Annotated in this window: 15 protein-coding genes; 6 read left to right on the top strand and 9 right to left on the bottom strand. The window is 33.6% G+C overall.

Annotation, left to right across the window (positions count from 1 at the left end; genetic code table 11):
• Positions 1-65: 65 nt before the first annotated feature.
• The gene (locus H603_RS16775; RefSeq protein ID WP_051219297.1) at positions 66-716 is read left to right on the top strand and encodes a thioredoxin family protein; all 651 of its coding nucleotides are present in this window, start codon (positions 66-68) and stop codon (positions 714-716) included.
• 315 nt (positions 717-1031) lie between these two features.
• Here the strand turns inward: H603_RS16775 and truB are convergent, their stop codons facing one another.
• The 4 genes from truB to H603_RS0112110 are packed head-to-tail and all read right to left on the bottom strand — an operon-like array spanning position 1032 to position 3703.
• Positions 1032-1733: a tRNA pseudouridine(55) synthase TruB gene (gene truB / locus H603_RS0112125; protein WP_035675969.1), complete on the bottom strand. Its 702-nt coding sequence runs from the start codon at positions 1731-1733 to the stop codon at positions 1032-1034.
• Positions 1733-2548 (bottom strand): undecaprenyl-diphosphate phosphatase, encoded by an 816-nt coding sequence (locus H603_RS0112120; RefSeq protein WP_026708862.1) that lies wholly within the window; start codon positions 2546-2548, stop codon positions 1733-1735. Before H603_RS0112120 ends, truB begins: the two co-directional genes overlap by 1 nt.
• A complete protein-coding gene (locus H603_RS0112115; RefSeq protein ID WP_026708861.1) occupies positions 2549-2791 on the bottom strand; it encodes a DUF3098 domain-containing protein in 243 nt (80 codons plus the stop codon). It abuts the gene before it with no gap.
• A gap of 36 nt (positions 2792-2827) precedes the next feature.
• Positions 2828-3703 (bottom strand): cell division protein FtsX, encoded by an 876-nt coding sequence (locus H603_RS0112110; RefSeq protein WP_026708860.1) that lies wholly within the window; start codon positions 3701-3703, stop codon positions 2828-2830.
• A gap of 162 nt (positions 3704-3865) precedes the next feature.
• On the opposite strand from H603_RS0112110, the gene leuS reads away from it, so the two are divergent.
• The gene (gene leuS, locus H603_RS0112105; protein ID WP_026708859.1) at positions 3866-6727 is read left to right on the top strand and encodes a leucine--tRNA ligase; all 2862 of its coding nucleotides are present in this window, start codon (positions 3866-3868) and stop codon (positions 6725-6727) included.
• Positions 6728-6903: 176 nt separating this feature from the next.
• The gene (locus H603_RS0112100; protein WP_211223774.1) at positions 6904-7596 is read left to right on the top strand and encodes a zinc metallopeptidase; all 693 of its coding nucleotides are present in this window, start codon (positions 6904-6906) and stop codon (positions 7594-7596) included.
• An 89-nt stretch (positions 7597-7685) separates the two neighbouring features.
• Here the strand turns inward: H603_RS0112100 and H603_RS0112095 are convergent, their stop codons facing one another.
• From H603_RS0112095 to H603_RS0112085, 3 genes are all read right to left on the bottom strand, one after another.
• A complete protein-coding gene (locus H603_RS0112095; RefSeq protein WP_026708857.1) occupies positions 7686-8156 on the bottom strand; it encodes an Lrp/AsnC ligand binding domain-containing protein in 471 nt (156 codons plus the stop codon).
• 161 nt (positions 8157-8317) lie between these two features.
• Complete coding sequence (locus tag H603_RS0112090) at positions 8318-9067, bottom strand: uroporphyrinogen-III synthase (protein WP_026708856.1); 750 nt, start codon at positions 9065-9067, stop codon at positions 8318-8320.
• A gap of 12 nt (positions 9068-9079) precedes the next feature.
• The gene (locus tag H603_RS0112085; protein WP_026708855.1) at positions 9080-9751 is read right to left on the bottom strand and encodes a DUF4271 domain-containing protein; all 672 of its coding nucleotides are present in this window, start codon (positions 9749-9751) and stop codon (positions 9080-9082) included.
• 104 nt (positions 9752-9855) lie between these two features.
• Here H603_RS0112085 and H603_RS0112080 point away from each other — a divergent pair, with 104 nt between their 5' ends.
• The 3 genes from H603_RS0112080 to H603_RS16770 are packed head-to-tail and all read left to right on the top strand — an operon-like array spanning position 9856 to position 12455.
• Positions 9856-10581 carry a polyprenol monophosphomannose synthase gene (locus H603_RS0112080; RefSeq protein ID WP_026708854.1) on the top strand — a complete coding sequence of 242 codons (726 nt, stop codon included), beginning with the start codon at positions 9856-9858 and terminating at the stop codon, positions 10579-10581.
• Positions 10582-10592: 11 nt separating this feature from the next.
• Complete coding sequence (locus H603_RS0112075; RefSeq protein WP_026708853.1) at positions 10593-11933, top strand: dihydroorotase; 1341 nt, start codon at positions 10593-10595, stop codon at positions 11931-11933.
• A gap of 9 nt (positions 11934-11942) precedes the next feature.
• The gene (locus tag H603_RS16770) at positions 11943-12455 is read left to right on the top strand and encodes a DUF4296 domain-containing protein (protein ID WP_051219295.1); all 513 of its coding nucleotides are present in this window, start codon (positions 11943-11945) and stop codon (positions 12453-12455) included.
• Between the two features lie 3 nt (positions 12456-12458).
• Here the strand turns inward: H603_RS16770 and H603_RS0112065 are convergent, their stop codons facing one another.
• Entirely contained in the window at positions 12459-13460 is a 1002-nt protein-coding gene (locus H603_RS0112065; RefSeq protein ID WP_026708852.1) for an NAD-dependent epimerase/dehydratase family protein, read from the bottom strand.
• A 65-nt stretch (positions 13461-13525) separates the two neighbouring features.
• On the bottom strand, positions 13526-16105 hold the full coding sequence (locus H603_RS0112060) for a TonB-dependent receptor (RefSeq protein ID WP_026708851.1): 2580 nt from the start codon (positions 16103-16105) through the stop codon (positions 13526-13528).
• Positions 16106-16116: the final 11 nt, after the last annotated feature.

Raw genomic sequence — 16116 nt, 5'->3', positions numbered from 1 at the left:
GTAAGTAATATTCTCACTGATTAAACAACTATTTAATTAACTTTACTTTCAAATAAAACCAAATCATGGAAATTACAATTGCAAAAGCATTATTCAGCAGCCGCTCCTATGCGGAATATAGAAAATTAGTCTCTGATTTATTGCGTGATGAAAAATCTACAGGAATGATGCAGTCTACAGAGTTGACGCATTATAGTAGCTTGAATGAGAATCGAATGAATCGTTTGGATAAAACGCTAGTAGTACCCGAAGAGATTGATGCAAAGATAAAAGAACTCAAAGGAAATTATATTTGGTTGGTAATATCAGAAGGTTGGTGTGGTGATGCAGCTCAGTTACTGCCTGTTTTTAATAAAATGGTGGAAGCATCTGAAGACCGTATTGAAATGCGTATCGTTCTGCGCGATGAACACGAGGTATTGATGAATAAATTTTTAACTAATAAGGGTAAAGCAATCCCGAAATTAATTGTTATCAATAAAGAAACAAGTGGTGCACTAGCACATTGGGGACCTAGACCATTAGGAGCGTCTACGCTTATTACAGATTACAAAAAGCAGCATGGAGCTATCGCTGAAGAGGCAAAAACCGCGCTGCATTTATGGTATACAAAAGACAAAGGATTAACAACCCAGTTAGAAATTATCGATATGATGATTGATCTTGATAAAGAAATTGAAGCAGAGGAGAATGACGATAGTTACTTTGCTTATTAGCAAGCTGTTGTAAAAAAATAAATAGTGCTATTGTAGAAAATTTTGCTTACTTTAGAGAATCAAAATCAAATCTATATTTTAACCTACTTTTTTACTAATGTCTAACCTTAAAGATCATTATTATGAAAAAGTTATTTGAAAGATTTTATGATTTCTTCTCTAAATTATTATTTGGAAATCACGGAACCATACATTATTAATGTGTATGCCATTATCGAAGTTCCAGACGGCAAATTTTAAGTGGACTAACTTTAAATTAATCAAAAACATATGAAAGTTACTTGCAAGTGCCTTTTATATGTTTTTTTTTGCTTTTTATTTCGAAAGTTGTTCTTCAAATAAAGTGACATCGATAGCATTTGCTACATTAAAATCACCAATTTTTGTTCGTCTTAAAGCAGTAAGGTGCGATCCTGATTGCATGGCGCGTCCAAAATCAAATGCTAGTGAGCGAATATAAGTTCCTTTGCTGCAAACCACTCTAAAGTCGATTTCAGGTAATGCAATACGGGTAATTTCAAATTCGTGAATAGTTGTTTTTCTAGTCGCAATTTCAACCGTTTCACCAGCACGTGCATGTTCATAAAGGCGAACACCATCTTTTTTAATAGCCGAAAAGATAGGTGGCTTTTGGTCTATTTCTCCAAGAAATTGCTTTACCGTTTCATGAATTAATGCTTCATCAATATGCTCTGTTGGGTAAGTTTTGTCAACCTCTGTTTCTAAGTCATAAGATGGAGTAGTAGCACCTATAAAAAAAGTACCTGTATATTCTTTGGCTTGACCCTGAAGTTCAGAAATTCTCTTTGTGAATTTTCCGGTGCAAACTAATAAAAGCCCGGTCGCTAGAGGATCTAACGTACCAGCATGACCAATTTTAAATTTCTTGGGAAGCCCTTTTTTATTAATCAAGGCATACTTTAATTTATTAACCGCCTGGAAAGAGCTCCATGTAAGTGGTTTGTCAATTAGTAATATTTGTCCTTCAAGATATTGATCAGTCGTTAATTCCTCCATTATTTATTGTAAAAAAAGATTAATAGAGCAATTCCAATTATAATTCGATACCAACCCCAAAATTTAAAACCGTATTTAGTTAAAAATGTAATGAATGTTTTAACGGCAATTAAAGCAACTATAAAAGCAACAATGTTTCCCATTATGAATAGAAAAATGTGATTTTGATCTTGTAAAATCATTTCGTATCCCTTCATTTCTGTTAGCGTGCCTTTACCCCAAGTTTTTACAAATATGGAATAAACTGTTACGGCTAACATAGTTGGTACAGCCAAGAAAAATGAGAACTCAGCAGCAGATTTTCTGTTTAGACCTTGTGTCATACCACCTATTATTGAGGCAGCTGAACGAGATGTTCCTGGCATCATAGCTAAACATTGCCAAAAACCAATGATTACCGCTTTTTTAATCGAAATGTCTTTTTCGTCTAATATAGTCGGGTTTTTAAACCAGTTGTCAACAAATAAAAGCACAACTCCACCTAAAACTAAAACAGATGAAATTGCAATTTGATTTCCTAAAACGGCTTCAATCTTATCATCAAAAAGATATCCTAATACTAATGCAGGAATGACAGCATATACTAGTTTAAAATAGAATTTGAAATTTTCGAAATTAAAAAACTTCTTCCAGTACAATACAACAATCGCTAGGATGGCTCCAAACTGTATTGATACTTGAAACATTTTTAAAAAATCACTTTCTTCCATTCCTAAGAGCGAAGCAGTGAAACCCATGTGAGCGGTTGAAGATATTGGTAAGAACTCTGTTAAACCCTCAATAATAGCAAGGATAATAGCTTGTAAAGTATTCATTTATGCTTTTTTTGGATTTTTTAAAATAGCATAAATTGTGATTCCAAAACCAATTAATACGGTTGTTGGCGCTAATCTAATTCTTCTAAAATTAAAGATGTCGTCATTAAAAACATTAGGATCTTCACTTCCTCCGCCTGACATTAATATAAATCCAAGAATAATTACACCAATCCCAATTAAAAGAATTTTATAATTGATTTGTTCAAAAAGGAACTGTTGTTTGTTTTTTTCGTTTTCCATTATGCTGTATTGTGAGGTCTTATTATGAGCCTAAAATTAATATAAATCGTCTGTTCTTAAATTCAAGAAGCGCTGTGTTGCAAAGTGTGTGCTCAACCAGGTAATTAATATTCCCACGCCAAAAACAGCTAATAAAACGATGCCTATAAGTCCCTTGTTTTCTAGAATTCCCAAATCAGGGAACTTAGATTCTACATATAGCAATACTCCAATTAAAGCTAGAATAGCTAGTACAGCTCCCATTATACCTAGTTTAATGCTTCTTGTGACAAACGGTTTTCTAATAAATGCTTTTGTAGCACCTACCATTTGCATTGTTTTTATGATAAAACGATTGGAGTGAATTGATAATCGCAGTGAACTATTGATTAATAAAACAGCTATAAAAGTCAAGAAACCGCTAATTATTAGAATCCACATACTAACTTTTTTAATATTATCGTTCACTAGGTTTACTAATTGTTTATCATAAACAATATCAGAAACCATTGGGTTTTCACGAAGTTTTGCTTCGATTTTTGCGATGCTATCTTTCTCTACGTAGTCTGCTTTTAAGTGAATATCATAGGAATTTTGTAGCGGATTTTCTCCTAAGAATGTCATGAAATCCTCACCAATAATGTCGGTATGTTGTTTTGCTGCTTGTTCTTTAGTTACATACACCATTGATTTTGCATAAGGAGCAACTTTTAACTCCTTGCCAAATTTCACTAATGTGGTATCTTTTGCTGCGTTTTCAAAGAATACCGTCATGGCAATTTTCTCTTTAAAATCGTTAGCTAATTTATTAGAATTGATTATAAAAAGACCTAATAATCCCAGTAAAAATAGTACCAAAAAGATACTTAATACTACTGAAAAATAAGAGGAAATTAATCGGCGTTTTTGAAATTTATCAAATGAAGAACTCATAGTTTACTTAAATTATGGGGTAAAAATAATAAAGAATTTCTTTATTTGAAGTTAATAACGTCCAAAGTTTTAACTTTCGTACAATAAATGTAAATTTGCTATCTCGATATCAAAATAAAATACCTTAGAAACTTTGCAACTTTGCAACTTTGAAATTATATAATGAAGTACAATCCGAACGAAATAGAAGCCAAATGGCAAAAATATTGGGCAGAAAACCAAACTTTTGCTGCGTCAAATAACTCAGAAAAACCCAAACATTATGTGCTCGATATGTTTCCTTATCCATCAGGTGCGGGACTCCATGTGGGACATCCGTTAGGTTACATCGCTTCAGATGTGTATTCAAGATATAAAAGACACCAAGGGTTTAACGTTTTACACCCAATGGGTTATGATAGTTTTGGTCTGCCAGCTGAGCAATATGCTATTCAAACTGGTCAGCGTCCTGAAGATACTACTCGTGTAAATATTGATGGCGGATTTGATAAAGAAGGAAACAAAATTGCAGGTTACCGCAAGCAATTAGATAAAATCGGTTTTTCATTTGACTGGAGTAGAGAAGTGCGCACTTCCAACCCTGATTATTACAAACACACACAATGGATTTTCATCCAATTATTTAATTCTTGGTATAATAAAAACAGCGATAGAGCCGAAGATATTTCAACTCTAACAAAAGTATTCGAAAAAGAAGGAAATGCTAACATCAATGCAGTTTGTGATGACGAAATTGCAATTTTCACTGCTGATGATTGGAGCGATTACGCTAAAGAGACTCAAGAGAAAATCTTGTTGCAATATAGATTGACTTATTTAGCAGAAACAGAAGTGAACTGGTGTCCTGGATTAGGAACTGTTTTGGCTAATGACGAGATTGTAAATGGAGTTTCAGAACGTGGTGGTTTTACGGTTGTACGTAAAAAAATGACACAATGGAGCATGCGTATTTCTGCTTATGCCGAACGTTTATTACAAGGATTAAACGAAATTGATTGGAGCGAAAGCATCAAAGAAAGCCAAAGAAACTGGATTGGAAAATCGATAGGAGCGATGGTGTCTTTCAGAGTTAACAAGCATGAGGAAAATATAAATGTGTTTACAACGCGTCCTGATACTATTTTTGGAGTAACATTTATGACGCTTGCACCAGAGCATGAATTAGTTACTCAAATTACTACTCCAGAACAAAAAGAGGCGGTCGAGGCTTATATTGCTAAAACCTCTAAACGTTCCGAAAGAGAGCGTATGGCTGATGTAAAAACTATCTCAGGTGTCTTCACTGGTGCGTATGCTGAGCATCCGTTTACTAAGGAAGCAATTCCGGTTTGGATTGGTGATTATGTACTTGCAGGATACGGGACAGGTGCTGTAATGGCGGTTCCTTGTGGGGATGAGCGTGATTATGCATTTGCTAATTTCTTCAAGGGACAAAACGGAATGTTGCCAATAAAAAACATCTTCGATAAAGATATCTCTGAGGCAGCATTTGGATCAAAAGATGGTTTTCAATTAGTAGATTCTGATTTCTTAACAGGATTAGGGTACAAAGAAGGAACTAAAAAAGCAATTGAAGCTTTAGAAAAATTAAATCAAGGCTACGGTAAAATCAATTACCGTTTGCGTGATGCTGTTTTTTCTCGCCAAAGATATTGGGGAGAGCCATTTCCTGTTTATTACGTAAACGGATTGCCTCAAATGATTGACGCGCAACATTTACCAATTGTCTTGCCTGAAGTAGAAAAGTATCTACCAACCGAAGATGGTTTGCCACCTTTAGGGAACGCAACAGTTTGGGCTTGGGATACCACAGCAAATAAAGTTGTTAATACTGATTTAGTCGATAATACAACAATTTTCCCTTTAGAATTGAATACTATGCCAGGTTGGGCGGGTAGTTCATTTTACTGGATGCGTTATATGGACGCAAGTAACGAGAACGAATTTGCAAGTAAAGAAGCACTTGCTTATTGGGAAAGCGTCGATTTATACATTGGTGGAAACGAACACGCAACAGGTCACTTGTTGTATTCTCGTTTTTGGAATAAATTCTTAAAGGATAAAGGCTTTGCACCTACAGAAGAGCCATTCAAGAAATTGATTAATCAGGGAATGATTTTAGGAACTAGTGCTTTTGTTTACCGTTTAGAGGGAACGAATAAGTTCGTTTCTAAAAATAAGATGGAAGGTCAAAATGTACAACCGCTACACGTTGATGTTTCGATCGTAAATTCATCTGATGAATTAGATGTAGAAAAATTTAAAGCTTGGAGAGAAGAATATAAAGATGCTGAATTCATACTAGATGAAAACGGAAAATATATTGTAGGTCGCGAAGTTGAGAAAATGTCTAAGTCTAAATATAATGTGGTAACGCCTGATGCTATTTGTGAAGAATACGGAGCAGATACGTTGCGTTTGTACGAAATGTTTTTAGGACCGTTAGAGCAAGCAAAACCTTGGAATACCGCAGGTATTTCGGGCGTATTTGGTTTCTTGAAAAAACTATGTCGTTTGTATTTTGATGAACACAACATGATTGTGACTGATGATGCTCCTACAAAAGACAACTTGAAAACGTTGCATAAAACAATTAAGAAAGTAGCTGATGATATTGAGAATTTCTCTTTCAATACTTCGGTTTCTCAGTTTATGATTTGTGTAAATGAACTATCAACTCAAAACTGTCATTCTCGCGCTATTTTAGAGCCACTTGCTATTGTGATTTCGCCTTATGCACCGCATATCGCTGAAGAATTATGGTCGTTGTTAGGGAATGAAGGTTCCATTGCGATGGTTCCTTTTCCAGTATTCGAACCAAAACATCTAGTAGAATCTGAAAAAGAATATCCTGTTTCTTTCAACGGAAAAATGCGTTTTACAATCACTTTGCCACTAGATTTATCTAAGGAGCAAATTGAAGAAATCGTCATGAAAGATGAGAGAACAATCAAGCAATTAGAAGGGCGTACGCCTAATAAAGTGATTATTGTTCCAGGAAAAATCATCAATTTGGTAGGCTAGTAAAAAACTTGTTATTAAGTTTGTAGTTATATAATTAAATCCAAATTCCGATTCTACTGGAATTTGGATTTTTTATTTTACGTATATTTAAACGGTGTCAAATTGGCATTTCATTAATTTGGTTCAAATTTTGATATTGCATAGTATATATAATTAAAATTCTAAAAGACAGAGATATGGGAATGGGTTATTTAATTCTTGCTGGAGCAATTATGCTTTTCAGTTGGTTAGTGAGCTCAAGGCTAAAAAGTAAATTTGAGCAGTATTCTAAATTGCATTTACAAAACGGAATGTCGGGTGCTGAGATAGCTGAAAAAATGCTTGCCGATAACGGAATTCGCGATGTGCGTGTTATTTCTACTCCAGGTAGATTGACAGATCATTACAATCCTATGGATAAGACGGTGAATTTAAGTGAGGCAGTTTATAACCAGCGTAATGCAGCAGCAGCAGCAGTAGCGGCTCACGAGTGTGGTCATGCGGTGCAACATGCTGTAGGTTATCAATGGTTAACGATGCGTTCTAAGTTGGTACCATTTGTTAATGTGGCTTCAAAATACATGCAGTGGGTTTTGATAGGAGGGATTTTGCTAATTAATTCTTTTCCAACTTTATTACTTGGTGGAATTGTACTTTTTGCAGCAACTACCATTTTTTCTATTGTTACTTTACCGGTGGAGTATGATGCTAGTAATCGTGCTTTAGCTTGGTTAGAAAACAAACGAATGCTAACACAGCAAGAGCAGGCAGGGGCAAAAGATGCTTTAAAATGGGCAGCGAGAACCTATGTCGTTGCAGCTTTAGGTTCGATTGCGACTTTGCTATATTACATTTCAATTTACATGGGAGCAGGTAGTCGTAGAGATTAAATTATTTTATATATAAATGTAAAAGCCTTACTATTCGTAGCGATTAGTAAGGCTTTTTTATGAATTAGATTTTTTTCTTGAAACTGAATTTAAAGCTGAATCTGGCGGTTGATTTGTTGGTCTAGTGATATGAATGTTTCTGTTCGTGAAACGCCTTCTATGGCTTGTATTTTGGTGTTAAGCATGTGCATTAAATGTTCGTTATCACGACAAATAATTTTGATTAAAATTGACCAGTTCCCAGTGGTGTAGTGGCATTCTAATACTTCGGGTATTTTTTTAAGCTCTTTTACAGCTTCGGGATTGCGAAGTGCTTTGTCAAGATATACTCCCACAAATGCCATGGTGTTGTAGCCCAGTATTTTGTGGTTCACCGTGAATTTAGATCCAGATATAACCCCTGATTGCTCAAGCTTGCGCAAACGCTGGTGAATTGCCGCACCAGAAATTCCAATTTTATTTGCAATTTGTAAAATGGGTTTTCGGGCATCTTGCATTAGATCGCGCAAAATCTCCTTATCGATACCATCTATTTCTACTACAAGTGAATTGATTTTCATGAGTTGTTATTTGGAACTAAAACAAGCTGTTTTAGTTATTATTGAAAATCAAATGTAGTCAAAAAACGATTATTATCAAGTTAATTATTCGAATTTGAAAAATAACGACATAAAAAAAAGCCACTAAATAAATAGTGGCTTTTAAATATTTGTGTCAAATCTTATTTTGATTTGTTTGCTTCTATAATGTATTTTTCAATGGCCATTGTCATTGAAGGTGTGTCTGGTGTAGGTGCAAGAATATCGATTCTTAAACCGTGATCCAATGCTTCTTTTTGAGTAGTGCTTCCAAATACGGCAATACGAGTGTCGTTTTGTTCGAAATTTGGGAAGTTTTTATAAAGTGATTTTATTCCTGTTGGACTAAAAAACGCTAGCACATCATAATAAACATCAGCTAAATCAGATAGGTCGCTCATTACAGTTTTGTAAAAAACGGCTGCAGTCCAGTCTACTTTTAAGCTATCTAATACAATTGGCGCATCAGCATTTAATTGATCAGAAGCAGGAAGTAAGAACTTCTCATCTTTGTATTTTTTGATCAATGGAGATAAATCAGCAAAATCTTTAGGCCCTACATATATTTTACGTTTTCTGTAAACAACATACTTTTGTAAGTAATAAGCAACTGCTTCAGATTGACAGAAATACTTTAAAGTCTCAGGAACTTTGAAACGCATTTCTTCGGCAACTCTAAAAAAATGATCTACCGCATTTCTACTAGTTAAAATAATTGCAGTATAATGATTTAGATCGATTTTTTGAAGTCGGATCTCTTTAGCATTAACTCCTTCTATGTGAATAAAAGGTCTGAAATCAATTTTTACTTTATGCTTTTGTTGAAGCTCAAAGTAAGGAGAATTTTCCACTTTAGGCTCGGGTTGTGACACCAAAATTGTTTTCACTTTCATATTTTATTTTTTCTAAGCGCTACCTTTTGTAAACCAATAATACATAAAAAAATAGGGGGCTATTTCCAAAGTGCAAAGATATAAAATAAAATAAAACAACTTACCTAATATTAGTTTTTGATACTTTTTTATTGATATTAAATAAGTTAAGGTATTCATTATCAAAATTATAGTGATAATAATTAACGGAATATTTGTAGAAAATGTATCGTAATAGAATAAAATAATATTGATTGGTAGTATTAAAAGTCCTATATAGGTGCGATAAGTCACTTTTTGTAAGTTAAATTGCTCTGCAAATTCCTCTATGTTAAATGAGGTAGCTATAATCTTTTCGATAAGGTATTTAGCAAAAATAAAGAAAGTAAGTAAGGTAGTTATTTGAATGAAAAGCAACCAATCAGTCTTTGATGCAAAACCAAATAAGTTGAGCGTGAGCTGAATAAAGAAGGCAAACGAAATTAACTGTGCGATAAATAAAGCCACTGTAAAGGTACTTTTTATGTTGCTACTGTCACGATATACCTTAGAATATTTGTCAGAGAATAACAAGTTCATAAAATCACCAAAACGATTTTCATACACCGATTTTGTGAAAGCAATTAATGCAAATGTAAAAACAAATAAAAAGGTCGCCCAATCTTTGTTTTCTATTATCCTAGTTTCAAGTAAGTGTTCCGTCATAGCGGGGCAAAATTACTAATTTTTTAGATGAATCTTTTTATTATAATTTTATTATGAGTCAAATGGCATAAAAATGTTACTTTTGCGCTGAAATTACAAGATATATGAACGATTGTATTGTTATAATTCCTACCTATAACGAGATTGAAAACATAGAGAGTATTGTGAGAGCAGTTCTTTCGCAGCACAAACCATTTCACGTTCTTATTATTGACGATAATTCTCCGGATCACACTGCAGACAGAGTGCGTTTATTACAAGAAGAGTTTGAAGGACGGCTATTTCTAGAGGTTAGAAAAAAGAAATCTGGTTTAGGAACTGCTTATGTGCATGGTTTTAAATGGGCATTGCGACACAACTATGATTTTATATTCGAAATGGATGCTGATTTTTCACACAATCCTGACGATTTAGAGAAACTCTATAATGCTTGCCACTTTGGAAACGCAGATCTAGCAATAGGTTCGCGCTATGTTACCGGAGTTAATGTGGTAAACTGGCCGTTAAGCAGAGTGTTGATGTCTTATTTTGCCTCTGTATATGTACGCATTATTACAGGAATGCAAATTCACGATGCCACAGCAGGGTTTGTATGTTATAAGAAAGAAGTTTTGGAAAAAATAGGTTTAGATCGAATTAAATTTGTGGGCTATGCTTTTCAAATCGAAATGAAGTATCGTACCTTTAGCAAAGACTTTAAAATTTCTGAAGTGCCTATTATTTTTACAGATAGAACTAAGGGAGTCTCTAAGATGAGTAATTCTATTATTGTAGAAGCTGTCTTTGGAGTGATATCACTAAGAATAAAAAAATTATTTAATACCTTATAAGAAAGATTACAATGAATAGTGTTTTAATTAAAAATGCCAGAATAGTAAATGAAGGAGTGATTTTTGAAGGCGACGTGTTAATTGAAGACGACTTAATTGTTGAAGTTTCAGAAAGTATTAGCGCAAAATCTTCTAATTGTATGATCATTGATGCTGAAGGGAATTATTTAATTCCTGGTGCCATTGATGACCAAGTACATTTTAGAGAGCCTGGACTAACACATAAAGGAGACATTGAATCAGAATCAAGAGCCGCAGTAGCTGGAGGTATTACCACTTTTATTGAACAACCTAATACTGTTCCTAATGCAGTTACTCAAGAAATTCTAGAGGAAAAATATCAGTTAGCAGCAAATCGTTCTTATGCGAATTATTCGTTTATGATGGGTGCTACTAATGATAATCTAGAAGAAGTATTAAAAACAGATCCTAAAACAGTAGCAGGTATCAAGATTTTCTTGGGATCATCTACAGGGAATATGTTAGTGGATAATGAAGCAACTTTAGAAAAGATTTTCTCAAGTACTGATATGCTTATTGCTGTTCACTGTGAAGACGAAGCAACAATAAGAGAAAATACTGCTAAATATATTGCTGAATATGGAGATGATGTTCCAGTAACTGCGCACCACTTGATTAGATCAGAGGAAGCTTGTTATATTTCATCTTCTAAAGCAGTAGCTCTAGCTAAAAAAACGGGTGCACGTTTGCATATTTTTCACCTTTCGACGGCGAAAGAAATGGATTTATTCACAAACAAAATTCCGTTAGAACAAAAGAAAATCACTGCCGAAGTATGTATTCATCACCTGTGGTTTACAAATGATGATTATGCTACTAAAGGAAACCTTATCAAATGGAACCCTGCAGTAAAAACAGCAAACGATAGAAAGGTATTATGGGAAGCGTTGCTTGATGACAGAATCGATGTTATTGCAACTGATCACGCTCCTCACACTCTTGAAGAGAAAAAGCAGCCGTATTTAAAAGCGCCTTCTGGAGGACCACTCGTTCAGCATGCTGTTGTAGCAATGTTTGAGTCACACTTACAAGGAAAAATTAGTGTAGAGAAAATTGTGGAAAAAATGTGCCACAATCCGGCTAAAATTTTTAAAATCGAAAAACGCGGATTTATTAAAGAGGGTTATTTTGCCGATTTAGTAATCGTGAATTCTGGATTGCCATGGAGTGTAAAGAAAGAAAATATCTTTGCAAAATGTGGATGGTCTCCATTTGAAGGATTTACATTCAAATCGAGAATTACACACACCTTTGTAAATGGAAAATTAGTTTATAATTTGTTCAAAGTGAAGGATATCCGTGCAGGAAAAAGACTTTCATTTGACCGATAAGTAATAAATATGAAGAAAGCTGTTTGTTTATTTATAATACTAATTGCAACTTTTAGCTGTAAGAACGAAGTGGTCGAAAAACCAAAAGGACTTATCGCAAAAGAGAAGATGATTGATATTATGTATGATTTGTCGCTTCTAGATGGTATGAAATACCAAACAGATGTTTCAAGAGATAGCTTGGAAATCAATCCTTCAAAATTTATTTTAAAAAAATACCAAGTAGATAGTTTGCAATTTGCTAAAAGCAATGTGTATTATGCTTCAAATTATGTGGCGTATAAGGAAATGTTTGATATTGTAATTAAGCGATTAGATACAAAAAAAGCAGCTATCGACACGATATTAAAGAGGGAGAATAAAAATAAACTAGCAAAAGACTCCATAAAAGTGAGCGAGAGTAAACCTCTCGAATTGGATACGCTAAGCGATGCGATTTTAAAAAGCAGACCTGCTAAATTGAGGAAAGCGGCAGTTATAACTAAGAGTCAAAACTTACCGCAACCTCCTCAACAGAAATAAAAGTTACAAAAACGTATTATTTTTTATATAGTCCTCGATATTCTGTAAAGGTTTATCGAGGGCTTTTTTTATTTTCTCATTCGAAAAAATAACTTGAGAGTAGGCTCCTCTTGCAGTGGCCTTAGTAAACCCACGTTTTTTTCTAAAAACAAAAGATACAGCAAGGTCTAGTCTCCATAAAACTTCTAAAGCTATAGGATTCACCGCTATAGATGGTCGTTTAACTTTGAGATTGTCTGCAATGGCACTTAAAATATTTTTATAAGAATTGTTTTCAGCGATTAAAATATACTTTTCGTTTTTATACTCGCTTTCCATGAGGTAAACACAGCTATACGCAACATCTGTTACAGCGATAAAACCGGTAATTCCTGTCGTATAAAATGCCAGTCCTTTTTTGACTCTTTTAAACAATAAGCCACTTCCTTGATCAGTAAAACCAGGTCCTATAATTACACCAGGATTTACAATAATTACGTCAAGGCCTTCTTGTTGTCCTCTCCAAATTTCCATTTCGGCACCGTATTTCGAAATAGCATAATCATTGTGAGAACGATCCGGATTCCATTGTGATTCTTCGGTGACTTCAGTTTCATTGGGTGCTAAATCACCTAACGCGGCTGTAGAACTTATGTAGCACAGCCTTGTGATTTTGTTTGCGATACTTAAATTAACAATGTTGGCTGTCCCTTCAATGTTGATTTTTCGCATTTTATCTTCATCTTTTTGATCGAAAGAAATAATGGCAGCACAATGATAAACGCAATCAATTCCTTCAAACGCTTTCTCTAATAATGGCACATTTGTCACATCGGCTTTGAACCATTCAATAGCCTCAAATAATGTGCTTTTACTGTAATGAGCAAATAAGTTTTTTGTTTTTTGAATGCTATCTGTATCTCTATAAATGGCGCGTATCTGGCCATTTCTAAGATTTTTAGATTCAATTAAATGTAGTAATATGTGTGAGCCAACAAGGCCTGTTCCTCCTGTAATTAATATCATTTTACAAAGGTAAAAAAAAAAGATAGTTTGGTTTTTTTAGTAAGAATAATTTAAGAATTTTAATACTAGTAGGAATAATTGAGACCTACCAAAACATATCCAGGCATCACTTGTGTAATTGTTTCCGTGAAAAAAGCCGTGTCTAGATTTGTCTTAATTATTTTACTGTTGTTCAAATTTAAAAGGTTAAAACCATTGCACTTAATTTTCACTTTTTTGCTCAACAGGTATTCTAAATTTGTGTTTAAAAAGTTTATAGTGTTGGTAGCATAGTCGGAGTTTTGATAATTTCTATTTATTCCAACATCCCATTTAAATTTGTTTTCGATATGTCCTTTTACAAGAAGTGATAATTCAAATGTTGAAGTAACATTAGCAAATGAATTTATAGATTGTTCAAATGAAGTGTTCCTGTAATTAAACCCCAAGTCGAATTGCATTATTGTCTTTTTAAAATTAGATTGTAATGTAGTTGTTGTCGATAGTAATTTTGTTTTTAATGTATTCTCAAAAGTATTTATTTGTGAATCTCCCGAGCTGTATCTATACAAAACTGTATTTTTTAATGACAGTGGTATTTTTGAAAACTTTAGATGATACAGTGCTAATCCATTTATAAGCTTATTTCTATCAGCTAAAATTGGTTCGATAATTATTGACGAAGTTTCATAATTTGTGTTGGTAGTAAATACTGGAGCATTTGTGCTGTAATTTAGGGTTGTAAATAAAACACTCTGATTTCGGCTATTGATGTTTTGGTATTCTATAGAAAATTCATTAGAGGGGCTGATTTGGTTATAATTAATCAAACTATTTCCTTTTATAGTTTGAAAGTCAAGAATGCTGTTGTTAGATTGCAATTCTTCTATTAGAGGTAATTTGTGATTGATGGTGTAATTAAACGATAGACTGTTATAACTACTAATTGCATACCCAATACGCAACAATGGTTCTATTCTATAAAATGATGATTGTTTCGGTTCTAAGTAGACGTTGTTATAAGTCAATTTAGCCGCTAAAGTTGAGTTCCATTTATTGTTCCATTGCCTTTTCCATGAAGGGATCAATTCTATTTTTTGGGTTGTGAAATCTAAATTGTTAGTATAGTTTGCCAGTTGATCTACTTGTGAGTCAAAAATGTTTTTATCATGAAGCAGATTTAACTTCACAGCGTATGTTCCTTTTTTGGAAGGAAATGAGAAAGTGTTATTAATTGCGTAAGAGCTATTTCTTTGTTTGATGTTTTGGTTTAATTGAGCACGGTCAGTGTCAAAAAAATCGCTGGTTGTATTTAGCATTAATGACTTATCAATCCTACTGAATTTATTCACAAAACTAAAAGTGTATTTTATTTTTGAACCTAAGCTAGTGAGTACTTGGAGTTGTTGAGCAAAATTAAAATTGTTATTTGCTGCTCGTGAATAAATGCTGTCCAGAGACTGAATATCATTTTTTTCTTTATTTGAATCGGGTGTTAAACCCATTACGTAAGAGACAAATGTTTTTTTACTCTTTTTATATTCTAATTTGAAATTAGTGTTATTTAAAAAATAATCAGCGTCCTTATAATCGCTAAAGTTAAACGTGTTATTTGCATCATTTAAATTCGTTTGGTTTTTATTTTGTATCTCTATACTATTGGCATTATTCAAAATGGTACTGGCCGTAATTTTTAGTTTTGGGTTTACTAAGTAAGTGTAATTTACAGCCATAAAACTATTTTTTCGGGCCGTAAAATAGGAGTTGGGATTTAAGAATGTAGGAATTTCAAAGTTGTTAAAAGCACTTTCTGATGATTTAATAGTACCAATATTTTGCATATCAACATAGTCATCAATAGTTATGGGGTTTTTAGCTACTGTATTGTAATCAAGAATTACTGCAATATTTCCTTTTCCCGAAAATTTAAATAAATTGTTATGGAACAAGAGCGAGTTGTTATAACCTACTTTTGATTCTATATCTCCCATCCACTTATTCTTGTAGCCCTCTTTGGTTTTTAAATTGAGGGCAATACCTGATGTCCCGCCATTATATTCTCCTGAAAATCCTGAATAATTGGTCAGTAAATCAATGCCATCAATCATATCTGCATCAATATTTTGGGTGGCCATTTGGTGTTTATTGTTAAAAAATTCATTTCCGTCAATTAGGAGATTACTAATTTCTTTCCCTTTAAAGGAGACTTTCCCCGCTTGGTCTACATCAAATCCAGGTAATTTTTTAATAATATCTTCTACTTTTTTTTCGGTTCCGTCAACGATAGTTTTTAAATTATAGGAAATCGTATCCGTTTTAATCTTCATTATTTTAGGACGGCTTTTTATGACGACATCTTCGAGTTTGTTTATTTTATTGCTTAGTGTAATAGTGAAAGTCTCGGGTTTATTAATAATTACAGCAGTGATGCTTTGTTCAAAACCTAATTTATTTATTGTCAAAATAAAATTGCCCGTAGGGAGGATTAAGTTTACTATCCCATCGGCATTTGTGGTACCGTAATTAATTTGCTTGTCCTGTTGTGAAACGATTACAATCGCTCGCTGAATAGGGTTTCCGTCAGGGTCTATTATTTTTAAGGAAATTTCATTTTGGGCAAAGAGTAAAAACGGAAAAAAGAGCAATAAAATTATTTTTAAATTCACTAGGCTATTGA

This window comes from Flavobacterium frigidarium DSM 17623 (assembly GCF_000425505.1).
In the GTDB taxonomy this organism is placed as follows: Bacteria; Bacteroidota; Bacteroidia; order Flavobacteriales; family Flavobacteriaceae; genus Flavobacterium; species Flavobacterium frigidarium.
Note: the sequence above shows the minus strand (reverse complement) of the source record. Positions and strands in the feature narration are given on the sequence as shown.